The sequence below is a fragment of the Streptomyces sp. NPDC053493 genome (genome assembly GCF_044544825.1).
Lineage (GTDB): Bacteria > Actinomycetota > Actinomycetes > Streptomycetales > Streptomycetaceae > Streptomyces.
In genome coordinates this window covers 319256-339860 of the sequence record NZ_JBITXS010000008.1, presented here as the reverse complement: position 1 = coordinate 339860, position 20605 = coordinate 319256, and the positions used below count along the sequence as shown (strand labels likewise).

The 20605-nt window shown below is 73.0% G+C and carries 19 protein-coding genes; 13 read left to right on the top strand and 6 right to left on the bottom strand.

Translation table 11 applies throughout. The features are described 5' to 3' along the window. Positions 1 to 125: 125 nt before the first annotated feature. Together aceE and ACIGO8_RS24030 are read left to right on the top strand one after the other, a co-directional pair. Positions 126 to 2837 carry a pyruvate dehydrogenase (acetyl-transferring), homodimeric type gene (gene aceE / locus ACIGO8_RS24035; RefSeq protein WP_399734185.1) on the top strand — a complete coding sequence of 904 codons (2712 nt, stop codon included), beginning with the start codon at positions 126 to 128 and terminating at the stop codon, positions 2835 to 2837. Between the two features lie 47 nt (positions 2838 to 2884). Beyond that, positions 2885 to 3856 (top strand): helix-turn-helix transcriptional regulator, encoded by a 972-nt coding sequence (locus tag ACIGO8_RS24030; RefSeq protein ID WP_399734183.1) that lies wholly within the window; start codon positions 2885 to 2887, stop codon positions 3854 to 3856. Here ACIGO8_RS24030 and ACIGO8_RS24025 read toward each other — a convergent pair. Then, positions 3847 to 4776, bottom strand: a complete 930-nt coding sequence (locus tag ACIGO8_RS24025) for an SDR family oxidoreductase (protein ID WP_399734180.1) — start codon at positions 4774 to 4776, stop codon at positions 3847 to 3849. The genes ACIGO8_RS24030 and ACIGO8_RS24025 overlap by 10 nt on opposite strands. Before the next feature lie 99 nt (positions 4777 to 4875). Between ACIGO8_RS24025 and ACIGO8_RS24020 the strand changes: the two genes are divergently transcribed. Beyond that, on the top strand, positions 4876 to 5397 hold the full coding sequence (locus ACIGO8_RS24020; RefSeq protein ID WP_399734294.1) for a DUF4240 domain-containing protein: 522 nt from the start codon (positions 4876 to 4878) through the stop codon (positions 5395 to 5397). Positions 5398 to 5517: 120 nt separating this feature from the next. On the opposite strand, the gene ACIGO8_RS24015 is transcribed toward ACIGO8_RS24020, so the two are convergent. Continuing rightward, positions 5518 to 6312, bottom strand: a complete 795-nt coding sequence (locus ACIGO8_RS24015; protein ID WP_399734178.1) for an SDR family NAD(P)-dependent oxidoreductase — start codon at positions 6310 to 6312, stop codon at positions 5518 to 5520. A gap of 118 nt (positions 6313 to 6430) precedes the next feature. Between ACIGO8_RS24015 and ACIGO8_RS24010 the strand changes: the two genes are divergently transcribed. Continuing rightward, on the top strand, positions 6431 to 7114 hold the full coding sequence (locus ACIGO8_RS24010; RefSeq protein ID WP_399734175.1) for a TetR family transcriptional regulator: 684 nt from the start codon (positions 6431 to 6433) through the stop codon (positions 7112 to 7114). Between the two features lie 8 nt (positions 7115 to 7122). On the opposite strand, the gene ACIGO8_RS24005 is transcribed toward ACIGO8_RS24010, so the two are convergent. Continuing rightward, positions 7123 to 7662: a GNAT family N-acetyltransferase gene (locus ACIGO8_RS24005; RefSeq protein WP_399734172.1), complete on the bottom strand. Its 540-nt coding sequence runs from the start codon at positions 7660 to 7662 to the stop codon at positions 7123 to 7125. A 48-nt stretch (positions 7663 to 7710) separates the two neighbouring features. Between ACIGO8_RS24005 and ACIGO8_RS24000 the strand changes: the two genes are divergently transcribed. Further along, positions 7711 to 8631, top strand: a complete 921-nt coding sequence (locus ACIGO8_RS24000) for a TIGR01777 family oxidoreductase (RefSeq protein ID WP_399734170.1) — start codon at positions 7711 to 7713, stop codon at positions 8629 to 8631. 164 nt (positions 8632 to 8795) lie between these two features. Next, positions 8796 to 10124, top strand: a complete 1329-nt coding sequence (locus tag ACIGO8_RS23995) for a protoporphyrinogen/coproporphyrinogen oxidase (RefSeq protein WP_399734167.1) — start codon at positions 8796 to 8798, stop codon at positions 10122 to 10124. 55 nt (positions 10125 to 10179) lie between these two features. Here ACIGO8_RS23995 and ACIGO8_RS23990 read toward each other — a convergent pair whose 3' ends face one another. Both ACIGO8_RS23990 and ACIGO8_RS23985 read right to left on the bottom strand, forming a co-directional pair. Then, positions 10180 to 11676 (bottom strand): regulator, encoded by a 1497-nt coding sequence (locus ACIGO8_RS23990; RefSeq protein WP_399734164.1) that lies wholly within the window; start codon positions 11674 to 11676, stop codon positions 10180 to 10182. Between the two features lie 196 nt (positions 11677 to 11872). Next, positions 11873 to 12775 (bottom strand): hypothetical protein, encoded by a 903-nt coding sequence (locus ACIGO8_RS23985; protein ID WP_399734161.1) that lies wholly within the window; start codon positions 12773 to 12775, stop codon positions 11873 to 11875. Positions 12776 to 13083: 308 nt separating this feature from the next. Between ACIGO8_RS23985 and lipB the strand changes: the two genes are divergently transcribed. The 4 genes from lipB (at position 13084) to ACIGO8_RS23965 (ending at position 16097) form a co-directional block, all read left to right on the top strand. Further along, entirely contained in the window at positions 13084 to 13932 is an 849-nt protein-coding gene (gene lipB, locus ACIGO8_RS23980; protein WP_399734158.1) for a lipoyl(octanoyl) transferase LipB, read from the top strand. 102 nt (positions 13933 to 14034) lie between these two features. Continuing rightward, the gene (lipA, locus tag ACIGO8_RS23975) at positions 14035 to 15006 is read left to right on the top strand and encodes a lipoyl synthase (RefSeq protein ID WP_399734155.1); all 972 of its coding nucleotides are present in this window, start codon (positions 14035 to 14037) and stop codon (positions 15004 to 15006) included. 157 nt (positions 15007 to 15163) lie between these two features. Then, positions 15164 to 15373 carry a hypothetical protein gene (locus ACIGO8_RS23970; RefSeq protein WP_399734292.1) on the top strand — a complete coding sequence of 70 codons (210 nt, stop codon included), beginning with the start codon at positions 15164 to 15166 and terminating at the stop codon, positions 15371 to 15373. A 10-nt stretch (positions 15374 to 15383) separates the two neighbouring features. Next, a complete protein-coding gene (locus ACIGO8_RS23965; RefSeq protein ID WP_399734153.1) occupies positions 15384 to 16097 on the top strand; it encodes a DUF4191 domain-containing protein in 714 nt (237 codons plus the stop codon). A 99-nt stretch (positions 16098 to 16196) separates the two neighbouring features. Here the strand turns inward: ACIGO8_RS23965 and ACIGO8_RS23960 are convergent, their stop codons facing one another. After that, complete coding sequence (locus ACIGO8_RS23960) at positions 16197 to 16664, bottom strand: RDD family protein (RefSeq protein ID WP_399734151.1); 468 nt, start codon at positions 16662 to 16664, stop codon at positions 16197 to 16199. 256 nt (positions 16665 to 16920) lie between these two features. On the opposite strand from ACIGO8_RS23960, the gene glnA reads away from it, so the two are divergent. From glnA to ACIGO8_RS23945, 3 genes are all read left to right on the top strand, one after another. Then, entirely contained in the window at positions 16921 to 18330 is a 1410-nt protein-coding gene (glnA, locus tag ACIGO8_RS23955) for a type I glutamate--ammonia ligase (RefSeq protein ID WP_399734149.1), read from the top strand. A 241-nt stretch (positions 18331 to 18571) separates the two neighbouring features. Beyond that, entirely contained in the window at positions 18572 to 19285 is a 714-nt protein-coding gene (locus ACIGO8_RS23950; protein ID WP_399734146.1) for a tRNA-dependent cyclodipeptide synthase, read from the top strand. Beyond that, complete coding sequence (locus ACIGO8_RS23945; RefSeq protein ID WP_399734143.1) at positions 19282 to 20496, top strand: cytochrome P450; 1215 nt, start codon at positions 19282 to 19284, stop codon at positions 20494 to 20496. Before ACIGO8_RS23950 ends, ACIGO8_RS23945 begins: the two co-directional genes overlap by 4 nt. Positions 20497 to 20605: the final 109 nt, after the last annotated feature.

Here is a 20605-nt window from a genome sequence, read left to right as displayed (position 1 = left end):
GAAGCTTTGATCGATCATCGATCGGCGGCTTACAGTCTTCGGCGGGCCGCACCCCGGCCCTTCGCCCTGTCCTGCCAGACAAGGCCCCTTTATCTCCACCCCCACCTGTCCGGAAGGCGGCGATCATGACCGATCCCGTAGGCAAGATTCCGAGCGAGCTCGACCAGCTCCCGGACCGTGACACCGAGGAGACCGCCGAGTGGGCGGCCTCCCTCGACGCCGTCACCAAGGCCGCCGGCCCGCACCGGGCCGCCTACCTGATGCGCCGCACCCTCCAGCACGCCGAAGGCGCGGGCCTGGCCCTGCCCAAGCTCCTGGAGACGGACTACCTCAACACCATCCCCACCTCCGCCGAGCCCGTCATCGACGGCGACGAGGAGCTGGAGCGCAGGATCACCGCGTGGAACCGCTGGAACGCGGCCGCCATGGTCACCCGCGGCTCCAAGCACGGCGTCGGCGGCCACATCGCCACCTTCGCCTCCGCCGCCTGGCTCTACGAGACCGGCTTCAACCACTTCTTCAAGGGCAAGGAGTCCGGGGACGCCGCCGGCTCCGGCGACCAGCTCTACATCCAGGGCCACGCCTCCCCCGGCATCTACGCCCGCGCCTTCCTCGACGGCCGCCTGAACGAGTCGCACCTCGACCACTTCCGGCAGGAGTCCGGCGGCAACGGCCTGCCCTCCTACCCGCACCCGCGCCGGCTGCCCTGGCTGTGGGAGTTCCCCACCGTCTCCATGGGCCTCGGCCCGCTCTCCGCGATCTACCAGGCGCGCTTCAACCGCTACCTGACCAACCGCGGCATCAAGGACGTCTCCGCCTCGCACGTGTGGGCGTTCCTCGGCGACGGCGAGATGGACGAGCCCGAGTCGACGGCGGCCCTCGCGCTCGCCGCCCGCGAGGGTCTGGACAACCTGACCTTCGTCATCAACTGCAACCTGCAGCGCCTCGACGGCCCGGTCCGCGCCAACTTCAAGATCGTGCAGGAGCTGGAGGCCCAGTTCCGCGGCGCCGGCTGGAACGTCGTCAAGACGCTGTGGGGCAACGCCTGGGACGAGCTGTTCGCGCTCGACACCACCGGCGCCCTGGTCCGCCGCCTGCGCGAGGTGCCGGACGCGCAGGTCCAGACGTACCAGACCCGCGACGCCGCCTACATCCGCGAGGACTTCTTCGGCAAGGAGCCGGCGCTCGTCGAGATGGCGAAGCTGTTGAGCGACGACAAGATCCTCGAGTGCTTCCACCTCTCCCGCGGTGGTCACGAGCCGCGCAAGGTGTACGCCGCGTACAAGGCCGCCCTGGAGTTCAAGGGCGCGCCGACGGTGATCCTCGCGCAGACCGTGAAGGGCTTCACGCTGGGTGAGGGCTTCGCGTCGAAGAACGCGAACCACCAGATGAAGAAGCTGACCACCGACGAGTTCAAGAACATGCGGGACCTCCTCGAGCTCCCGATCTCGGACGCGCAGTTCGTCGACGGCGTGGTGCCTTACGGCCACCCGGGCGCCGACTCCGCCGAGGTCCGCTACCTCCAGGAGCGCCGCGCGGCCCTCGGCGGCCCCGCCCCGGCCCGCCGCGTGCACCCGCTGGCGCCGCTGCCGGCCCCGGCCGACAAGACCTTCACCGCCTTCGACAAGGGCTCCGGCGCGCAGTCCGTCGCCACCACGATGGCCTTCGTCCGCCTGGTCAAGGACCTCGTACGGGACAAGGAGACCGGCAAGCGCTGGGTCCCGATCGTCCCCGACGAGGCCCGCACCTTCGGCATGGAGTCGCTGTTCCCGTCGCTCGGCATCTACTCGCCGAAGGGCCAGACGTACGAGCCGGTCGACCGCGACCAGCTGATGTACTACAAGGAGGCCGTCAACGGCCAGATCCTGAACGAGGGCATCACCGAGGCCGGCTCCATGGCCGACTTCATCGCCGCGTCGACCGCCTACTCGACGCACGGCGAGGCGATGATCCCGTTCTACATCTTCTACTCGATGTTCGGCTGGCAGCGGACCGCCGACCAGATGTGGCAGCTCGGCGACCAGCTCGGCCGCGGCTTCCTCGTCGGCGCGACGGCCGGCCGCACCACCCTGACCGGTGAGGGCCTGCAGCACGCCGACGGCCACTCGCCGATGATCGCGGCGACCAACCCGGCGGCGCTGACCTACGACCCGGCGTTCGCGTACGAGGTCGCGGCCATCGTCAAGGAGGGCCTGCGCCGCATGTACGGCGAGGCGGCCGAGGGCGAGGACCAGAACGTCTTCTACTACCTCACCGTCTACAACGAGCCGATGCCGCAGCCGGCCAAGCCGGGCCACGACGGCGTCGACGAGGGCATCGTCAAGGGCCTCTACCGCTTCAACACGGCCGAGTCGGCCGGCCTGGAGCTGCCCGCGAACGCCGCGCGCATCCAGCTGCTCGCCTCCGGCACGGCCATCCACTGGGCCCTGGAGGCGCAGAAGCTGCTCGCCGCCGAGTGGGGCGTGGCCGCCGACGTGTGGTCCGCGACGTCCTGGACCGAGCTGCGCCGCGACGCGCTGGAGGCCGACGCGGCCCTGCTGCGCGGCGAGGAGCGCGTGCCGTACGTCCGCCAGGTCCTGGAGGGCGTGGACTCCCCGGTCCTGGCCGTCTCGGACTACATGCGCCAGGTCCCGGACCAGATCGCGCAGTGGGTCGAGCAGGACTACTCCTCGCTGGGCGCCGACGGCTTCGGTCTGTCGGACACCCGTGAGGCCGCCCGCCGCCACTTCGGCGTCGACGCCCAGTCGATCGTCGTGGCGTCGCTCGCCCAGCTCGCCCGCCGCGGCGAGGTCCAGGCGACGGCCGTGAAGGAGGCGCGCGAGCGCTACGGCCTGTAAGGGCTCCGCCGTTCCGTGAGGCGGGCGGCACGCATGATGATGGGTTCATGCGTGCCGCCCGCCTCATCAAGTTGGTCCTCCTGCTCCAGTCCCGGCCGTCGATGACCGCCGCCGAGCTCGCCGCCGAGCTGGAGGTGTCGGAGCGCACCGTCACCCGGGACGCGCTCGCCCTCTCCGAGGCCGGTGTGCCGGTCTACGCGGACCGCGGCCGGGCCGGTGGCTACCGGCTGGTGGGCGGGTACCGGACCCGGCTGACCGGCCTCGCGCGCGGCGAGGCGGAGGCGCTGTTCCTGTCCGGACTGCCGGGCGCGCTGCGCGACCTGGGACTGGAGGACGCCGCCTCGGCGGCGCGCCTGAAGGTGTCGGCGGCGCTGCTGCCGTCGCTGCGGGACGCTCCGGAGGCGGTGGGCCGGCGCTTCCATCTGGACGCGCCCGGCTGGTACCAGGAGCCGCAGACCCCCGCGCTCCTCGCGCCGCTCGCGGAGGCGGTCTGGGACGACCGGCCGGTGCGGGCCCGGTACCGGCGCGGCGACGGCGAGGTGGCGCGGGAGCTCGAGCCGTACGGGCTCGTCCTGAAGGCCGGCGTCTGGTACGTGTGCGCGCGTCCGGCCGGCGGCGCCGCCTCGTACCGTACGTACCGGGTGGACCGGTTCACCGAGGTGACGGTGGTGGCCGAGGAGTGTTTCGAGCGGGACCCGGACTTCGACCTGGGCGCGTTCTGGGCGGAGCGGTCGGCCGAGTTCGCGCGCTCGCTGCTGCGCGCGGAGGTGGTGCTGCGGCTCACGGAGGCCGGAGCGCGGCGGCTGCCGCAGGTGACGGACCGGGCGGCGGCGCTCGAGGCGCTGGCGGCGGGGGTCACGGAGGAGGGCCGGCTGCGGGTGACGCTGCCGGTGGAGAACGAGGAGGTCGCCTTCGGGCAGCTGTTCGCGCTGGGCCCGGAGGCGGAGGTGGTCGCTCCGGACGGCCTGCGCGAGCGGTTCGCGCAGGCCGTCCGGGCGATGGCCGGGATCTACCGGTAGTCCTCGGCGCGGGTGTCCGGGTCGGTCTCCTTGGCCAGCAGGAATCCCCACGCGTCGGGCCGTGACCCGTCGGCGTCGGTGAAGCCGTACTCCCGGGCGAGCCCTCCGCTGTCGAGCGACCGGCCGGTCCAGCGCGCCCGGTCCGGGTCGGCGGCGAGCGCGGCGACGGCGCGGCCGACGTAGACCGGGGACTCGGAGACGGCGAAGTCGGGGACCTCCTTGGTCGCGTCGCGCCAGGTGTCCTCGGTGACGCCGAAGGCGGCGAGCATCTGCTCGGAGCGGAGCCAGCCGGGGCTGAGGGACACGGCCGTGCCGCCGGAGTCGGCGAGTTCCTTCGCGAGGCCGAAGGCCATCCGGATCGGGGCGTTCTTGGCGAGGTCGTAGAAGAGGTTCTCGCGGAAGCGGGTGCCGTTGTACGCGGTGGTGCCGTCGGTGACCTCGACGACGAGGCCGCCGCGGTGGCGGGTGAGCAGCGGCAGGGCGGCGTGGGAGGTGACGAGGTGCGTCTTCACGCCGAGTTCGAGCATCCTCAGGCCGTCGGCGAGGTCGATGTCCCAGGTCTTCCTGCCGAAGGACGGGCCGACCAGGTGCTCGCCGCCCCACACGTCGTTGACCAGGACGTCGAGCCGGCCCCGCTCGCGGTCCACCCGGGCGATCAGGGCGCGGACCTGGTCGGCCTCCAGGTGGTCGGTGGGAACGGCGACGCCCTCGCCGCCGGCCGCCGTCACGAGCTCGGCGGTCTCCTCGATGGTCTCGGTGGCCCGGCCGACCTCGCTGAGCCGCTCACGGGTGGTGCGGCCGGTGACGTAGACGGTGGCTCCGGCGGCGCCGAGCTGGACGGCGATGGCGCGGCCGGCGCCTCGGGTGGCGCCGGCGACGAGGGCGATGCGCCCGGCGAGGGGCGTGGTGGAGGTGGTCATGGCCTCACCCTGGCAGGGAAAGGCGACATCTTCTGTCCGGATTGATTTCAGCCGTTTCCGGGTGCGTCGCCCGGCGTGACCCACGATGCTTGTCCCGTGATGGACGAGACGGAGTTCTGGGAGATCATCGACTCCGCCCGGGAGCGCGCCGAGGGCGACCCGGAGGAGCATGCCGACCTGCTCGTCGAGCGACTGACGCAGCTCGATCCGGACTCCGTCGTCGACTTCGCCCGCCATTTCGAGGCCCGCTACAACCGCTCCTACACCTGGGACGTGTGGGGCGCGGCGGCGGTGCTGCTCGGCGGGGCGGGCGACGAGGCCTTCGACTGGTTCCGGTGCTGGCTGATCGGGCAGGGCCGGGAGGTCTTCGAGGGCGCGGTGCACGATCCGGACGCGCTGGCGGAGCTGCTCGTCGACTTCGACGAGGAGATCGACGGGGACGGCGAGGAGCTGGGCTTCGCGGCGGACGAGGCGTACGAGAACCTGACCGGCGCGGAGACGCCGGACCTGGGCATTCCGCCGCCGGGCGCGGAGCCGGCGGGCACGCCCTTCGACCTGGAGGACGACGGCGTGCTCGCGGCCCGCTTCCCGCGGCTGTGGGCCCGGTTCGGCCCCGGGTAGGGGTACGGAGGGGCCGAACCGGGAGTCGTGCGCCCCGGGCACGGGTCGTACGCCCGGGATCCGTCCTGCGGTTGGGCGGCGCGGCGGCCTGCGGGGCGGCGGGCAACGGGGCGGCCCGGGTCAGAAGTGGGTGCCGCCGTCGATGCGGACCTCGGTGCCGGTGATGAACCTGCCGTCCTCGGAGGCGAGCATGGCGACGACACCGGCGACGGTCTCGGGGCCGGCGAAGCCCTGGCCGAGGGCGGGCGCGAGCTTGGCGAAGAGCGACCAGTCGGTGTCCTCCGGCAGGCCGGGGCCGGCCGACTGCCCGCTGGCGCCGGAGCCGTCGGTCATGCCGGAGGAGATGGAGCCGGGCTGGACGGCGGTGAAGCGGATGCCCTGCTTGGCGTACTCGGCGGCGAGCGCGTGGGTCATGGACTGGATGCCGCCCTTGCTGGCCGCGTAGGCCGCCATGTAGGGGTGGGCGAACATCGCCGAGGTGGAGGAGAAGTTGACGACGGCGGAGCCGTTGCCCTCCAGGAGCGCCGGTATGGCCTCGCGGATCACGAGGAAGGTGCCGGTGAGGTTGATCCGGACGACCTGCTCGAAGGCGTCGAGGCTGGTCTCGTGGGTGTGCGAGGAGCGCAGGATGCCGGCCGCGTTGACCAGCACGTCCAGGCCGCCGAGTGCGGAGACGGCGGCGGCGACGCCCTCGCGTACGGAGGTCTCGTCGGCGATGTCCACGACGAGGGTGCTCAGCCGGCCGCCGGTGTCGCCGGCCTTGGCGACGGTGTCCTTGAGGCCGGCCTCGCTGATGTCGGCGGCGACGACGGTGCCGCCCTCGGCCAGCAGGCGCAGCACGGTGGCCTGGCCGATGCCGGAGCCGCCGCCGGTGACGAGTGCGCGGCGTCCTTCGTAGCGGGTCAGCTGGTTCATGGCGGCAACCTCTCGGTGTCGAGCTTTTCTGGACTGCTGCCACCGTACGCCCAAGTGGCACGTTTTGCCATAGCTGCATGAAATGCACGCCTGGCAGGCACGAGCGTAGGCTGGGTGCGTGAGCACGAAGCCCCGACCGCCCCGACCGCCCCGGCCGCTGACGCTGACCGAGCGCCGCAAGGCCGCCACGCAGCTCGACATCGCGCGCGCGGCCGCCGAACTGTTCACCGAGCGCGGCCCGGACGACACCACCGCCGAGGACATCGCCCAGCGGGCCGGCGTCGCCCTGCGCACCTTCTACCGCTACTTCCGCTCCAAGCAGGACGCCGTCGCCCCGCTCCTCGCGGGCGGCGCCGACCGCTGGCGGGCCGAGCTGGCCGCCACCGAGCCCGGCACGGACCTGTCGGCCGCCCTGGAACGGTCGATCGCCGGCTCGCTGGCGGCGGAGGGCGAGGAGGCGGCGGAGGGCCTGCGCTGGACCCGCGGGCTGCTGCGGGCCGCGCAGGACGACCCGGCGCTCAGGGCCGTCTGGTACCGCGTCAACCACGAGTCCGAGGAGCAGCTGCGCGAGGTCCTCGCGGCCCTCGCCGCGCCGGACGCGCCGGCGGACGCCGGAGCGCTGGAACTGCGGCTGCTCGCCGCGGCGGCGACGGCCGCGATCCGCATCGCCCTGGAGACCTGGGCCGTGACGGACGCGCCGGTACGGGGCGAGGGCGCGCCCGCCGAGCTGGCGCTGCGCTGCCTGCGCGAGCTGACCGGCGGCGTAAGGATCCCGCCGGCCGCGTCAGCCGGCGGCCGGTGACCTCCCCGTCACAGTGACCGCCCCATGAGGACGTCGTCCACGTACACCCCGTCCAGCAGGAACTCTCCGGGCAGGACGCCCTCGACCGCGAAGCCCTCGGCGGCGTAGAGCGCGCGGGCCGGCGCGTTGTGGCCGAGGACGCGCAGGGTGAGGCGGGTGGCGCCCTGCTCCCGGGCCCGGTCCGCCGCGGCCCGCAGCAGCGCCCGGGCCACCCCGCGGCCGCGCGCGGAGGCGGCGACGGCGAGGCCCTGGATCTGGCGCACGTGCGCGTGGCAGGCCAGCGGCGTGGGCGGGACGAGACGGAGGTACGCGACGACGCCGACGTCCTCGTCCTCCGCGACCAGGTAGTGCTCGGGCAGGTGCCGCTCGTCGAAGAACGGCTGCCCGGGCCCGGGCTCCGGCTGCACGGCGTGCAGCGTCGACCACGTGCTCCGGTCCAGCTCGGCGAGGCCGCCCTCGTCGCCGGCAACGGCCTCCCGAATCCGCGGAGCGCCCCGACCCGCGCCCCCGGCCGACTCCGGGTCTTTCGGTGTCTGCGGCACGGTCATGCGGGTCACTGTGCCACGGCCGGGGCCGGAAGGAGGCAGGATGGGCGCATGCAGCAGACCTCGCGGCACGCGTCCCGCAAGCGGGTGGCCGTCACCGGTGCGTCCGGTCTCATCGGATCGGCCCTCGTGCGCTCCCTGCGCGCCGACGGGCACCAGGTGCTCCGGCTGGTCCGGCGGCCCGCGGCGAAGGCTGACGAGGTGGAGTGGGACCCGGCCCGGGAGTACGTGGACGCCGCCGGGCTCGTCGGAGTCGACGCGGTCGTGCACCTGGCGGGCGCGGGCGTCGGCGAGCGGCGCTGGAGCGAGGCGTACAAGCGGGAGATCCGCGACAGCCGGGTGCTCGGCACGCGGGCGGTCGCGCAGGCCCTGGCCTCCCTCGCCGACCCGCCCGAGGTCCTCGTCTGCGGCACGGCCCTCGGCTACTACGGCGACACCGGCACCCGCGCCGTCGACGAGAGCGCGCCCGCGGGCGAGGGCTTCCTGCCGTCGGTGTGCGTGGAGTGGGAGTCCGCGGCGGCGCCCGCCGAGGCGGCCGGCATCCGCGTGGCGTACGCCCGTACCGGCCTCGTGGTGGCCCGCGAGGGCGGCGCCTGGGGCCGGCTGTTCCCGCTCTTCCGGGCCGGGCTCGGCGGGCGGATGGGCGACGGCCGCCAGTACTGGAGCTTCATCTCGCTGCACGACGAGGTCGCCGCGCTCCGGCACCTGGTCGACACCCCGGCCCTCGCCGGGCCCGTGAACCTGACCGCGCCCGAGCCCGTCACCAACCGCGAGGTGACGGCGGCGATGGGCCGGGTGCTGCGCCGCCCGGCGTTCCTGCACGTGCCGGCGCCCGCGCTGCGGGTCGCGCTCGGCGAGTTCGCGCAGGACGTGCTCGGCAGCCAGCGGGTGCTGCCGGGACGCCTGTTGGAGACCGGGTTCGACTTCGCCTTCCCGACGATCGACGACTCGGTGCGCGCCGCGGCCCGCTGACGGCCCGTCGGCTCCGCCCCGTGCTCCCCCGTGCTGCGCGCACTCCCGTCGCGCGCGGCCTCCCGGCGCGGCAGCGCTGCCTAGTCTCTTGCGAACCCGGGCATTCCGGGGGCGTGTTGGGGGCATAGGCCTCCCACAAGCCGGGCCGACCTGGGGAGGGGCACGTGCTCAACAACGCGGACGTCGTCGTCGTAGGGGCCGGGATCGCGGGTCTCGCGACGGCTCATCAGCTGACCGGGGCGGGGCTCTCGGTCGTGGTCCTGGAGGCAGCGCCGCACGTCGGCGGCCGGATGGCGACCGAGACCGTCGACGGCTTCCGGCTCGACCTGCTCGGGCCGCTGTTCACCACGCCGGAGGTCGCGGGCGTGCCGGTGCGGCCGTTCGCGCCGGGCGTGCTCGTGCACAGCGACGGGCGGTACGGGCGGTGGGGAGCCGCGCACGCGCCGTGGAGCGCGCGGGGCGCACGGGGTGCACGGGGCACGGGGGGCGCAGGGGGAGCATGGACGCCGGCGGGGACGCGGGGCATGGCGCGGGCGCTCGCCGGCGGCCCGCGCGGTCCGGCCGTCCCGCTCGACCAGGCGCGGCTGGGCGCCTCGCTGGTGCGCCTCGCGACGACGCCGACCGCCCGGCTGCTCACGCGCACCGAGCGGACCGCCCGTGAGGCGCTGACGGCCCGGCTGCCGGGCCGCACCGTCCAGGGCGTGCTGCGTCCGCTGCTCGCCGCGCTGCTCGGCGACCCGGACCTGACGACCTCCAGCCGGCGCGCGGACCTGGCGCTGCGGTCCTTCTCGCGGGGCCGGCTCGGGATGCCGCTGGGCGGTTCGGGCACGGTCGCGGAGCGGCTGGCGGCGGCGCTGCCGCCGGGCACGGTGCGTACCGGCGTCGAGGTCACCGAGGCGTCGATCTCGCGGGTGACGACCGCGGAGCACGGGGTCTTCAGCTGCCGCTCGGTGGTGGTGGCGACGGGCGGTCGGACGGCGGCGGAGCTGCTGCCGGGCCTGCGCCTGCCGGAGTACCGGGCGGCGACGGTGCTGCACCACACGGCGCCGGCGGCGCCGGCCGCCGACCCGGTGCTGCTCGTGGAGTCCGACCCGGGCGGTCCGGTGGCGTGGACGGCGGTCACGAGCGCCATGGACCCGACCCGGGCCCCGGCGGGCCGCACCCTGATCACCTCGATGATCCTCGGCACCCCGCCCGACGACACCGAACGCCGGGCGCGCAAGCACCTGGCGACGCTGTACGGCGTGTCCACGGACGAGTGGGAGCTGCTCGCGCTGCACCACACGCCGCGCGCCTTCCCGGCGATGCGGCCGCCCTTCGACCCGGAGCGCCCGGTCCGGGTCCTGTCCGGTCTCTACGTCTGCGGCGACCACCGCGCCACCGGCACGCCCGTCGGCGCCCTCGCCTCCGCCCACCGCGCGGCCACGGCCCTGCTGTCCGACCTGGGCGTGCGCACCGCGAGCGCGGAGCCGGGAGCGGAACGGGCGGCGTGAGGCGAGGAACCGCCCCGGCCCGGACGGGCCGGGGCAGGGCAGGGCAGGTCAGCCCCTACCCGAGGGCGGCGACGCGGTCGCGGTAGGTGCGGGCGGCGGGCGCGTCGCGGTAGGGCTCGAGGCGCCGTTCGAAGTCGCGGACGTACTCCACGGCGCGCGCCGAGCGCATCTCGGAGGCCTGCTGGGCGGCCTCGGCGCCGAGCGCGCAGGCCTGGTCGAGTTCACCGAGGGCCAGGCGGGCGGAGGCGAGCACGACCCGGCAGAAGAGGCGGCTGCGGGCGAAGCCGGGAGCGCGGAGCTGGAGCGAGCGTTCGGCGTGCTGGGCGGCGGCCCGGTACTGCTGGAGGTCGCGGTGGCAGTGCCCGAACTCGTCGGCGAGCTGGGCCTCGTCGAAGGACGTGGCCCAGTACGGCACCTCGTCGCCGGGCCGGGCGGCCTCCAGGGCCCGTTCGGCGCGGGCGAGCGAGGCACCGCAGGCGCGGGACTCGCCGAGCACGGCGTGACCGCGGGCCTCGACCGCGTGCAGCAGCGCCTGCACGACGGGCGGGGCGGCGGAGCCCACGCCCTGCTGGGCGACGCGGGCGAGCTGGACGGCCTCGCGGCCGTGGCCGAGGTAGACGGCCTGGTGGCTCATGGTGACCAGGACGTACGAGCCGTAGGCGCGGTCCCCGGCGGCCTGCGAGAGCCGCAGCGCCTGGACGAAGTAGCGCTGGGCGAGGCCGTGCGCGGCGATGTCGTACGAGGTCCAGCCGGCCAGCCGGGTCAGGTCGGCGACCGCGGAGAAGAGCCGGCGCCCGGTGTTCTCGCCGTAGGCGCCGCGGAGCATCGGCTCGGCCTCGTGCTCCAGGTAGCGGACGAGGGCCTGGCGGGCGTGGCCGCCGCCGTAGGCGTGGTCGAGGGTGCGGAAGAGTTCGCCGACGGAGCGCAGGGCGGCGATGTCCCCGCTGGAGACCCGCTGCCCCGGGCCCCGGTCGGTGCCCCGCTGGCGCGGGACGGAGAAGCGGCCCTGGGCCGGGACGCGCGGATCGCGCGGATCGCGCGGGACGCCGCCGGGCAGCCGCGGGCCGGCGCCCGGCACCGCGGGTCCGGCGGGCTCGCCGCGCGCCACCCGTTCGTCGGCCCGGCCGATCAGCCAGTCCCGGCTGGGCACGACGAGCCCGGCCGGGGTGAAGGCGATCTTCCGCAGTTCGGCGTGGCTGCCGGAGTCCTTGCGCCACAGCCCGCTGACGATGTCGACGGCCTCCTCGGGCGTCGCGGCGAACTCCAGGCCCGCGTAGACCGGCGCGCAGGCGTCGAGGCCGAGGTCCTGCGCGGAGAGCCGGCGGCCGAGACGACGGGTGAAGACCTCGGCGATGAGGGCGGGAGTGGTGCCGCGCGGCTGCTGTCCGCGCAGCCAGCGGGTCACCGAGGTCTTGTCGTAGCGCAGGTCGAGTCCGTGCTCCAGGCCGAGCTGGTCGACCCGTCTGGCGAGACCCGCGTTGGAGAAACCCGCTTCGGCGATGAGCGCGGCGAGCTGGCGGTTCGGGATGCGCTGCGGGGGTCGTTCCGTCATCAGCTGTGCGGTCTCCTGCCTTCCGGGCCCGGGTGGCAGCCCGTGTGGACCCTCATGGCCCTCATGGAACGGCGTGAATTTAGCGGTAGGAACCGCTCTGACCACCGCCTTCGCTCCACATTCATCCGATCGTGTGAGGAGTCGAGGGAGCGCTTTACCCGAGGCGTCGACGGGAGGCGGTGGCCGGGGCGGACGGTCAGCCGAGCGGCCGGCAGATCACCTGGGCGGTGACGGGCTGGGTCTCGCCGCTGGTGTTGAGGGCGGTGACGTCCCAGCCCCAGGGCGTGGGAAAGGAGTCCTGGATGTAGACCCGGGTGCCGACGATCTGTCCGCCGCCGGTGGGCAGCTCGTTCAGGGCCGACCGGCAGCCCGCGCTCGACCTGCCGGTGGTGGGGTGCGGCGGGTGGACGGTGTCGCCGAGGCGCACGACGTGCGGCTGGGTGGAGCAGATGACCTGGGCGGTGATGAAGCCCGGGTCCAGGGCGAAGTTGGTTCCCTCGGCCCGCCAGTCCCGGCCGTTGCCGGTGGCCGAGTCGTGCACGAGGAAGACCGACTGGTCGCCGGGGCCGATGCCGATCGCCATGTAGCCGCCGCCGCTCGCCGTGGTGCCCGGCGGGCAGGTCGCCGTCGCCTCGCCCGTCTGCCCGAACGGCACGTCGAAGGTGGTGATCTGCCGTACCTCGTGAGCGGCCTGGTCGCAGATCACGTAGGCGCGCAGCGACATGCCGCCGTCGGTGCTGTAGTTGCGGGCGGTGACGGACCAGCCGTCGGGGTTGTCGCCGAGCGGCACGCCGATCGAGGTGCTGAGGTGCGGACCGACGCCGTCGGTCTCGGCGCCTCCGCCCGTCGCGTGGTAGCCGGCGGGGCACTGGGCCCGGGCCGACACCTCACCGCTCGGTCCCGTACTGCGCCACCCGCTCACGGCGACGACGGGCTTCAGCGCGACCGCCGCCGGCCGGCCGTTGTCGGCGGGCTCGGGTGCGCCGGGAACGCCGGAGGCGGGAGCGGCGGACGCCGCGGCGCTCGCGGCGGCGGTCAGCGCGGCCGCGGCGAGGAAGGTGACCCATCTGCGGGCACGGGGAACGGAGGGCTCGCGCATGGCCTCATGGCCTCTCTGTGCATCGGGGGACGACGGCGTCCGGGGACGACAAGAGGGGACGGTAGGGAGGGCGCGGCGCGGAGAACCGATTCTCTCGCCCGGGACACGCCGTCACGTTCCGTACCGGATCGGCCGGCCGTCGCCACCGTGCGTCACGGGCCGCGCGAAGCCTCGTACACCTGCCGGAGGGCCGTACGGCCGACCGCCGTACAGTGGCATGGGCGCGATTGACGCATGGTGCCGAGCCGGCTCCCGCCCCGGGACGATCCCCGGAACCCGGCTTCCGGCACCCAGGAGGAGGCATGGCCGTGAGTGAGCTGCGATTCGTCCGTCTGGGCTTCGGCGCGGACGCCGTCGACTACCAGGTGGCCTGGGACAAGCAGCGCGAGGTGCACGCCGCCCGGTTCGCCGACGAGATCGGTGACACCTGTCTGCTCCTCGAGCACCCGCCGGTCTACACCGCGGGCCGGCGCACCGAGGACAGCGAGCGGCCCCTGGACGGTACGCCGGTGGTGGACGTGGACCGCGGCGGCAAGATCACCTGGCACGGCCCCGGCCAGCTGGTGGGCTACCCGATCATGAAGCTGCCCCGGCCGGTCGACGTGGTCGCCCACGTCCGCCGCCTGGAGGAGGCGCTGATCCGTACCGCCGCCGAGTTCGGTCTGGAGACCACCCGGATCGAGGGCCGCAGCGGCGTATGGGTGCTGGGCGACCCGGTCGAGCAGCGGCCGGCCTTCGGCGGTCTCTCGCTGGACTTCGACCCGCGGCTGACCGACGACGAGTTCGACCCGCGGCTCAACGGCCCGGAGTACGCCCCGTCCAACGCCGGCCAGCGCCGCGAGGACCGCAAGCTCGCTGCGATCGGCATCCGCGTCGCCAAGGGCGTGACGATGCACGGCTTCTCGTTCAACGTGAACCCGGACAACACCTGGTTCGACAAGATCATCCCGTGCGGCATCCGGGACGCCGGCGTGGCCTCCCTGGCCAACGAGCTCGGCCGGGACGTCACGATCGAGGAGGTGCTCCCGGTCGTCGAGAAGCACCTCAAGGACGTGCTGGAGAACGCGGAGCTGAAGCCGCGGGAGATCGAGCGCGAGACCGGCCACCGCGACACCGAGCGCGGAACCGAGCGGGCTGTGGAGAAGGCGACCGCCTGAGGAATGCCGGGCTCTGGCCAGAGGTTGGCCAGACCGTAAAGGCATGGGAAGCAACGGGCGTACCCTGGTGTACGCCGAAGAATCGAAGCTACAGGAGCCGATGTGTCCGCAGTCGCACCCGACGGACGCAAGATGCTGCGCCTGGAGGTCCGGAACAGCCAGACCCCCATCGAGCGCAAGCCCGAGTGGATCAAGACCCGGGCGAAGATGGGGCCCGAGTACACGAAGATGCAGGGCCTCGTGAAGAGCGAGGGGCTGCACACGGTCTGCCAGGAGGCGGGCTGTCCCAACATCTTCGAGTGCTGGGAGGACCGCGAGGCGACCTTCCTCATCGGCGGCGACCAGTGCACCCGCCGCTGCGACTTCTGCCAGATCGACACCGGCAAGCCGCAGGCCCTCGACCGCGACGAGCCGCGCCGCGTCGGCGAGTCCGTCGTCACCATGGACCTGAACTACGCCACCATCACCGGCGTCGCGCGCGACGACCTGGAGGACGGCGGCGCCTGGCTGTACGCGGAGACCGTGCGCCAGATCCACCAGCAGACCGCCGACCGCGCCGACGGCCGCACCAAAGTCGAGCTGCTCGCCCCCGACTTCAACGCCGTGCCGGAGCTTCTGGACGAGGTCTTCGCCTCCCGTCCCGAGGTCTTCGCGCACAACGTCGAGACCGTGCCGCGGATCTTCAAGCGGATCCGTCCCGGCTTCCGCTACGAGCGCTCGCTCGAGGTCATCACCAAGGCCCGGGACTACGGTCTGGTCACGAAGTCCAACCTGATCCTCGGCATGGGCGAGACCCGCGAGGAGATCAGCGAGGCCCTGCAGCACCTGCACGACGCGGGCTGCGAGCTGATCACCATCACCCAGTACCTGCGCCCGTCCGTGCGGCACCACCCCGTGGAGCGCTGGGTGAAGCCGCAGGAGTTCGTGGAGCTGAAGGAGGAGGCCGACGAGATCGGCTTCTCCGGTGTGATGTCGGGCCCGCTGGTCCGTTCGTCGTACCGGGCCGGACGCCTCTACCAGCAGGCGATCGAGCGACGGGGCGCCGGGGCCGTGGACGCGGCCCAGGCCGTCTGACCTCGGCGGCAGTGTGCCGATGCGGTCGTCCGTCTGTCGTACGGACGGCCGCATCGACGTTTCATCAGTGTTTGACCGACGGGTCACGCCCTGGTAACACCGATCTGTGAAGGTCTACTCACTCACCGCCATCGAGCGTTCACGGAGGCCCTCGCTCATGCAGGCCGCGCACATCCGAGCCACCGCGTTCCCGACCGTCACCGGCGCCCTGCGGGCCGTCGAGACCCTGCTCCTCGCCCGCGGGCACCGCACCGCCCGGCGCAACGCCTGGACCTCCGTCCTCGAGGACCGGCGCCGCGCCAAGGACCGGGTGGAGGCCCAGCACGTGATGGAGGCGGTGGCGGGCCACGCTTCGCGGGCCACGTAGACTTCAGGACATGGCGAGGAAGGCAAACACGGGCGGCACTGACGCGGCCGCGAACCCCGGGCGACTGAAGCAGATCGCCCTCACGTACAAGATGACCCGGAAGGCCGACCCGAAGGTCGGTCTCGTCGTCGCGGGCGTGGGCATCGTCGTACTCGGTGTCCTCCTCGCGATCGGCTTCCTGATCGGTCACCCGGTCTATCTGGGCATCCTCGGTTTCGTCCTCGCGTTCCTCGCGATGGCGATCGTCTTCGGCCGGCGCGCCGAGAAGGCGGCCTTCGGTCAGATGGAGGGCCAGCCGGGCGCCGCCGCGGCGGTGCTGCAGAACATCGGGCGCGGCTGGACCGTGACCCCGGCGGTCGCGATGAACCGCAGCCAGGACGTCGTGCACCGGGCGGTCGGCCGCCAGGGCATCGTGCTGGTCGCCGAGGGCAACCCGAACCGGGTGAAGTCGCTGGTCGCGGCCGAGAAGAAGAAGATGGCCCGGATCGTGGTGGACGTGCCGGTCACGGACATCATCGTCGGCAACGACGAGGACCAGGGCCAGGTGCCGCTGAAGAAGGTCCGCACCACGATGCTGAAGCTGCCCCGGCTGCTGTCCGGCCCGCAGGTGACGGCCGCCAACGACCGGCTGCGCGCGATGGGCGACCTGATGAGCAACATGCCGCTGCCGAAGGGCCCCATGCCTAAGGGCATGCGCATGCCACGCGGCGGAAAGATGCGCTGACGTACGCGACGTCTTCGTGACGCGTACGAGGAAGGGCGCCCCGGACCGACGAGGTCCGGGGCGCCCTTCTCGTGTGTGCGGTGCGCTCGCCGCGCGGTGTCAGACGCGGACCTGGACGGCGCCGGAGAAGCGGTCGTGCAGGCCGCGGCCGTCGCGGTCCCAGATCAGGGCCGGGATGGCGAGGCAGACCAGCAGGCTGCGCAGGACGACGCGGAGGATGCCGAGCCGGCCGCCGCGCACGGAGACCACCCGCAGACCGAAGAGCCGCTTGCCGGGCGTGAAGCCGATGCTGCCGACGGTGAGGACGCTCAGCACGAAGAGGAGCAGCACGGTCCAGTTCGCGTTGGCCTGGTCGTAGCGGTGGGTGATGAGACCGTATGCGATCAGCGCGCAGAGGGCCCAGTCGACGACGAGGGCGCCGAGGCGGCGGCCGGGGCGGGCGATGGAGCCGGGGCCCTCCTCGGGCAGACCGAGCTGCTGCCCCCGGTAACCGAAGTCCACGCCTGCTTCTTCGGCCGCGGCGCGGGGGCCGGAGAGCCATGATCCGAGTGCTTGCCTGTTGTCCACCCGACCACGGTACTGCGCCCGTTTTTGATCACTTCGGCCCGGGTCGGCGCCCGGGCCGGCCCCGGACGCCGGCCCGGATCCGGCACCGGCGGCGCGGCGGGCGGGGCACCCGGGGCGGTTAACTTCGACGAAACAAATGGGTCATGCTTGAGAAATCCGGTCTACCTATGGTCGGGTCCAGCGTGGTGCCACCGCACTGGCCGCACGAACGAGCTGCAACCCCGCCCCTCCCCGGGCCGGGAGTAGGAGGAGTTGGATGTTCCAGAACGCCGACGAGGCCAAGAAGTTCATTCAGGACAACGACGTCAAGATGGTCGACGTCCGGTTCTGCGACCTTCCGGGCGTGATGCAGCACTTCACGATCCCGGCGACGGCCTTCGACCCGTCCGAGGAGCTCGCCTTCGACGGTTCGTCGATCCGCGGCTTCCAGGCGATCCACGAGTCGGACATGGCCCTGCGCGCCGACCTGTCGACGGCCCGTCTGGACCCGTTCCGCCGTGACAAGACGCTGAACATCAACTTCTTCATCCACGACCCGATCACGGGCGAGCAGTACAGCCGTGACCCGCGCAACATCGCGAAGAAGGCGGAGGCGTACCTCGCCTCCACCGGCATCGCCGACACCGCGTTCTTCGGTCCCGAGGCCGAGTTCTACGTGTTCGACTCGGTCCGCTTCGAGACCTCGGCGAACCAGGGCTTCTACCACATCGACTCCGAGGCCGGCGCCTGGAACACCGGCAAGGAGGAGGACAACCGGGGCTACAAGGTCCGCTACAAGGGCGGCTACTTCCCGGCCCCGCCGGTCGACCACTTCGCCGACCTGCGCGCGGAGATCTCCCTGGAGCTGGAGAACGTCGGCCTCCAGGTCGAGCGCCAGCACCACGAGGTCGGCACCGCCGGCCAGGCCGAGATCAACTACAAGTTCAACACGCTGCTCGCCGCGGCCGACGACCTGATGCTCTTCAAGTACATCGTGAAGAACGTCGCCTGGCGCAACGGCAAGACCGCGACCTTCATGCCGAAGCCGATCTTCGGCGACAACGGCTCGGGCATGCACGTCCACCAGTCGCTGTGGCAGGGCGGCGAGCCGCTCTTCTACGACGAGCAGGGCTACGCCGGTCTCTCCGACACCGCCCGCTACTACATCGGCGGCATCCTCAAGCACGCCCCGTCGCTGCTGGCCTTCACCAACCCGACGGTGAACTCCTACCACCGCCTGGTGCCCGGCTTCGAGGCCCCGGTCAACCTGGTCTACTCGCAGCGCAACCGCTCCGCCGCGATGCGCATCCCGATCACGGGCTCGAACCCGAAGGCCAAGCGCGTCGAGTTCCGCGCCCCGGACCCGTCCTCGAACCCGTACCTCGCCTTCTCGGCGCTGCTGCTCGCGGGCCTCGACGGCATCAAGAACAAGATCGAGCCGGCCGAGCCGATCGACAAGGACCTCTACGAGCTCGCTCCCGAGGAGCACGCGGGCGTCGCCCAGGTCCCGACCAACCTCGAGGCCGTTCTCAAGGCCCTCGAGGAGGACAACGAGTACCTGCAGGCCGGTGGCGTCTTCACCGCCGACCTGATCGAGACCTGGATCGACTACAAGCGGACCCACGAGATCGCCCCGATCCAGCTCCGTCCGCACCCGCACGAGTTCGAGCTCTACTTCGACCTCTAAGCCGCGGGCTGCCGAGATTCGGACCGCCGAGCGAGGGCCGTCACGCCGGGAAGACTCCCGGGTGGCGGCCCTCGCCGCTTCCTGTGCAACAGGAATGCGAACAGGTGACAAATTTTCGACCCTACCCTCGAGTAGAGGCTTCACTCTCCGCGACTGATCGATAGCGTGTCGTCGTCGCGACCGCCACACCCGGAGCACTGGGCTCCGCTGGGACTAGTGGCGCGATGAAGGATTGCCGAACGTGACTCAGGCGGCCTACGCCCCTGCAGAGACGCTCCGACTCCAGCCGTACACCGACCACTGCCGCGTCATCGCCGACGAGGGCGCGCACGTGGTCATCGGCGTCTCCCCGGGGAACAGTTACTTCACCGCCCAGCGACTGCGCGATCTCGCGCGGTGGGGCTTGGATCATTTCGAACAGGTCGATCTCGTCTACACCGATCTGCATGTCGCCGACATGTACGAGGCGCTGGGATACGGGGTCGACGAGGCGCGGCGGAAGGCCGTGAAGAACCTGCGCGGCGTGCGCGCCAAGGTCGGGGCGGCCGTGGCCGAGGCCGATCCGGCCGGGACGCGGCTGCGGGGCCGGGGCATGTCCGAGTTCCGGGGCGTGGCGGCGTACGACGCGCTGCACCGGGAGGTCGTGGCCGCGGTGGCCGGCGATCCGGTGGTGCGGGCGACCTGTGACGCGCTGACCGGGATCTTCCTGGCCGGGAAGCTGACGCCGGGACAGGAGGTGAACGAGCGGCAGCGGGAGGTGTGCCGGGCGTACATCTGCGCCGAGGTGCCGCTGTTCCTGGACACGCCCGCGATCCTCGGCGTGCCCTCCTCGCTCAACTGCTACCACCAGGCACTGCCGTTGGCCGATCTGCTGTACGCCCGGGGGTCCGGGCTGCGGGCCTCGCGCAACCAGGGCCACGGCATCCTCACGCCCACCGAAGGAGAAGCGCGATGACCGCGACGACCACCGCCACCTCGACCACCGCGACGACCGGTCTTCCCGCGTTTCCGTTCGACTGGGACGGGACCCGGCTGCCCGCCGAGGTCGCGGCGCTGCGCGCCGAGCCGGTGCGCCGGGTGCGGACGATCGCCGGCGCCGAGGCCTGGCTGGTCTCCTCGTACGGGCTGTGCCGGCAGGTCCTGGAGGACCCGCGGTTCAGCCTGAAGGACACCTCCGCGCCGGGAGCTCCGCGGCAGTACGCGCTGACGATTCCTCCGCACGTGGTGAACAACATGGGCAACATCACCGGCGCGGGCCTGCGCAAGGCCGTGATGAAGGCCATCAACCCGAAGGCGCCCGGCCTGGAGGAGTGGCTGCGGGCCCGGGCCGGGGCGCTGGTGGACGCGATGGTCGCCGACGGCGCGCCCGCCGAGCTGCGGAGCGCGTTCACCGACCCGTACTCGGCGGGCCTGCACTGCCGGATCCTCGGGATCCCGGAGGAGGACGGGCCGCGGCTGCTGCGCAGTCTGGACGTGGCCTTCATGAACGCGCCGCGCGAGATCGAGGCGGCGCGGCTCCACTGGGACCGGGACATCGCCTACATGGTCGCGCGGCTCGACGATCCGGCGACGGGCGGGCTGATGGCGGAGCTCGCGGCGCTGCGGGACGATCCCGAGTACGCGCATCTGACCGACGAGATGCTGGCGACGGTGGGCGTGACGCTGTTCGGCGCCGGGGTGATCTCCACGGCCGGCTTCCTGACGATGGCCCTGGTGTCGGTGCTGACCCGGGGGGACGTGCGGGAGGCGCTGGCCGGTGGGGGCGGCCGGGTCGAGGGCGCGATGGACGAGCTGCTGCGGGTCAATCTGTCGATCGGCGACGGGCTGCCGCGGCTCGCCCTGGAGGACGTGCGGCTGGGTGACACGCTGGTGCGGGCGGGCGAGCTGGTGCTCGTGCTCGTGGAGGCGGCCAACCATGATCCGGAGCACTTCCCGGAGCCGCATGCCTTCCGGCCGGACCGGGAGAACGCCGCCGAGCACCTGTCCTTCGGCGGTGGCCGGCACTTCTGCCCGGCGACCGCGCTCGGCAAGCGGCATGCCGAGATCGCGCTGGAGACGGTGCTCGACCGGCTGCCGGAGCTGCGGCTCGCGGTGCCGGTCGAACAGCTGGTGTGGCGCACCAACTTCATGAAGCGGCTGCCGGAGCGGCTGCCCGTCGCCTGGTAGCGCCGACGGCGTGGAGGGGCGGGGGGGGGCCCCCCCCCCCCGCGCCCCCCCCCGGGGGGGGGGGGGGGGGGGGGGGGCGGGCGGGGGGGGCGGGGGGGGGGGGGGGGCC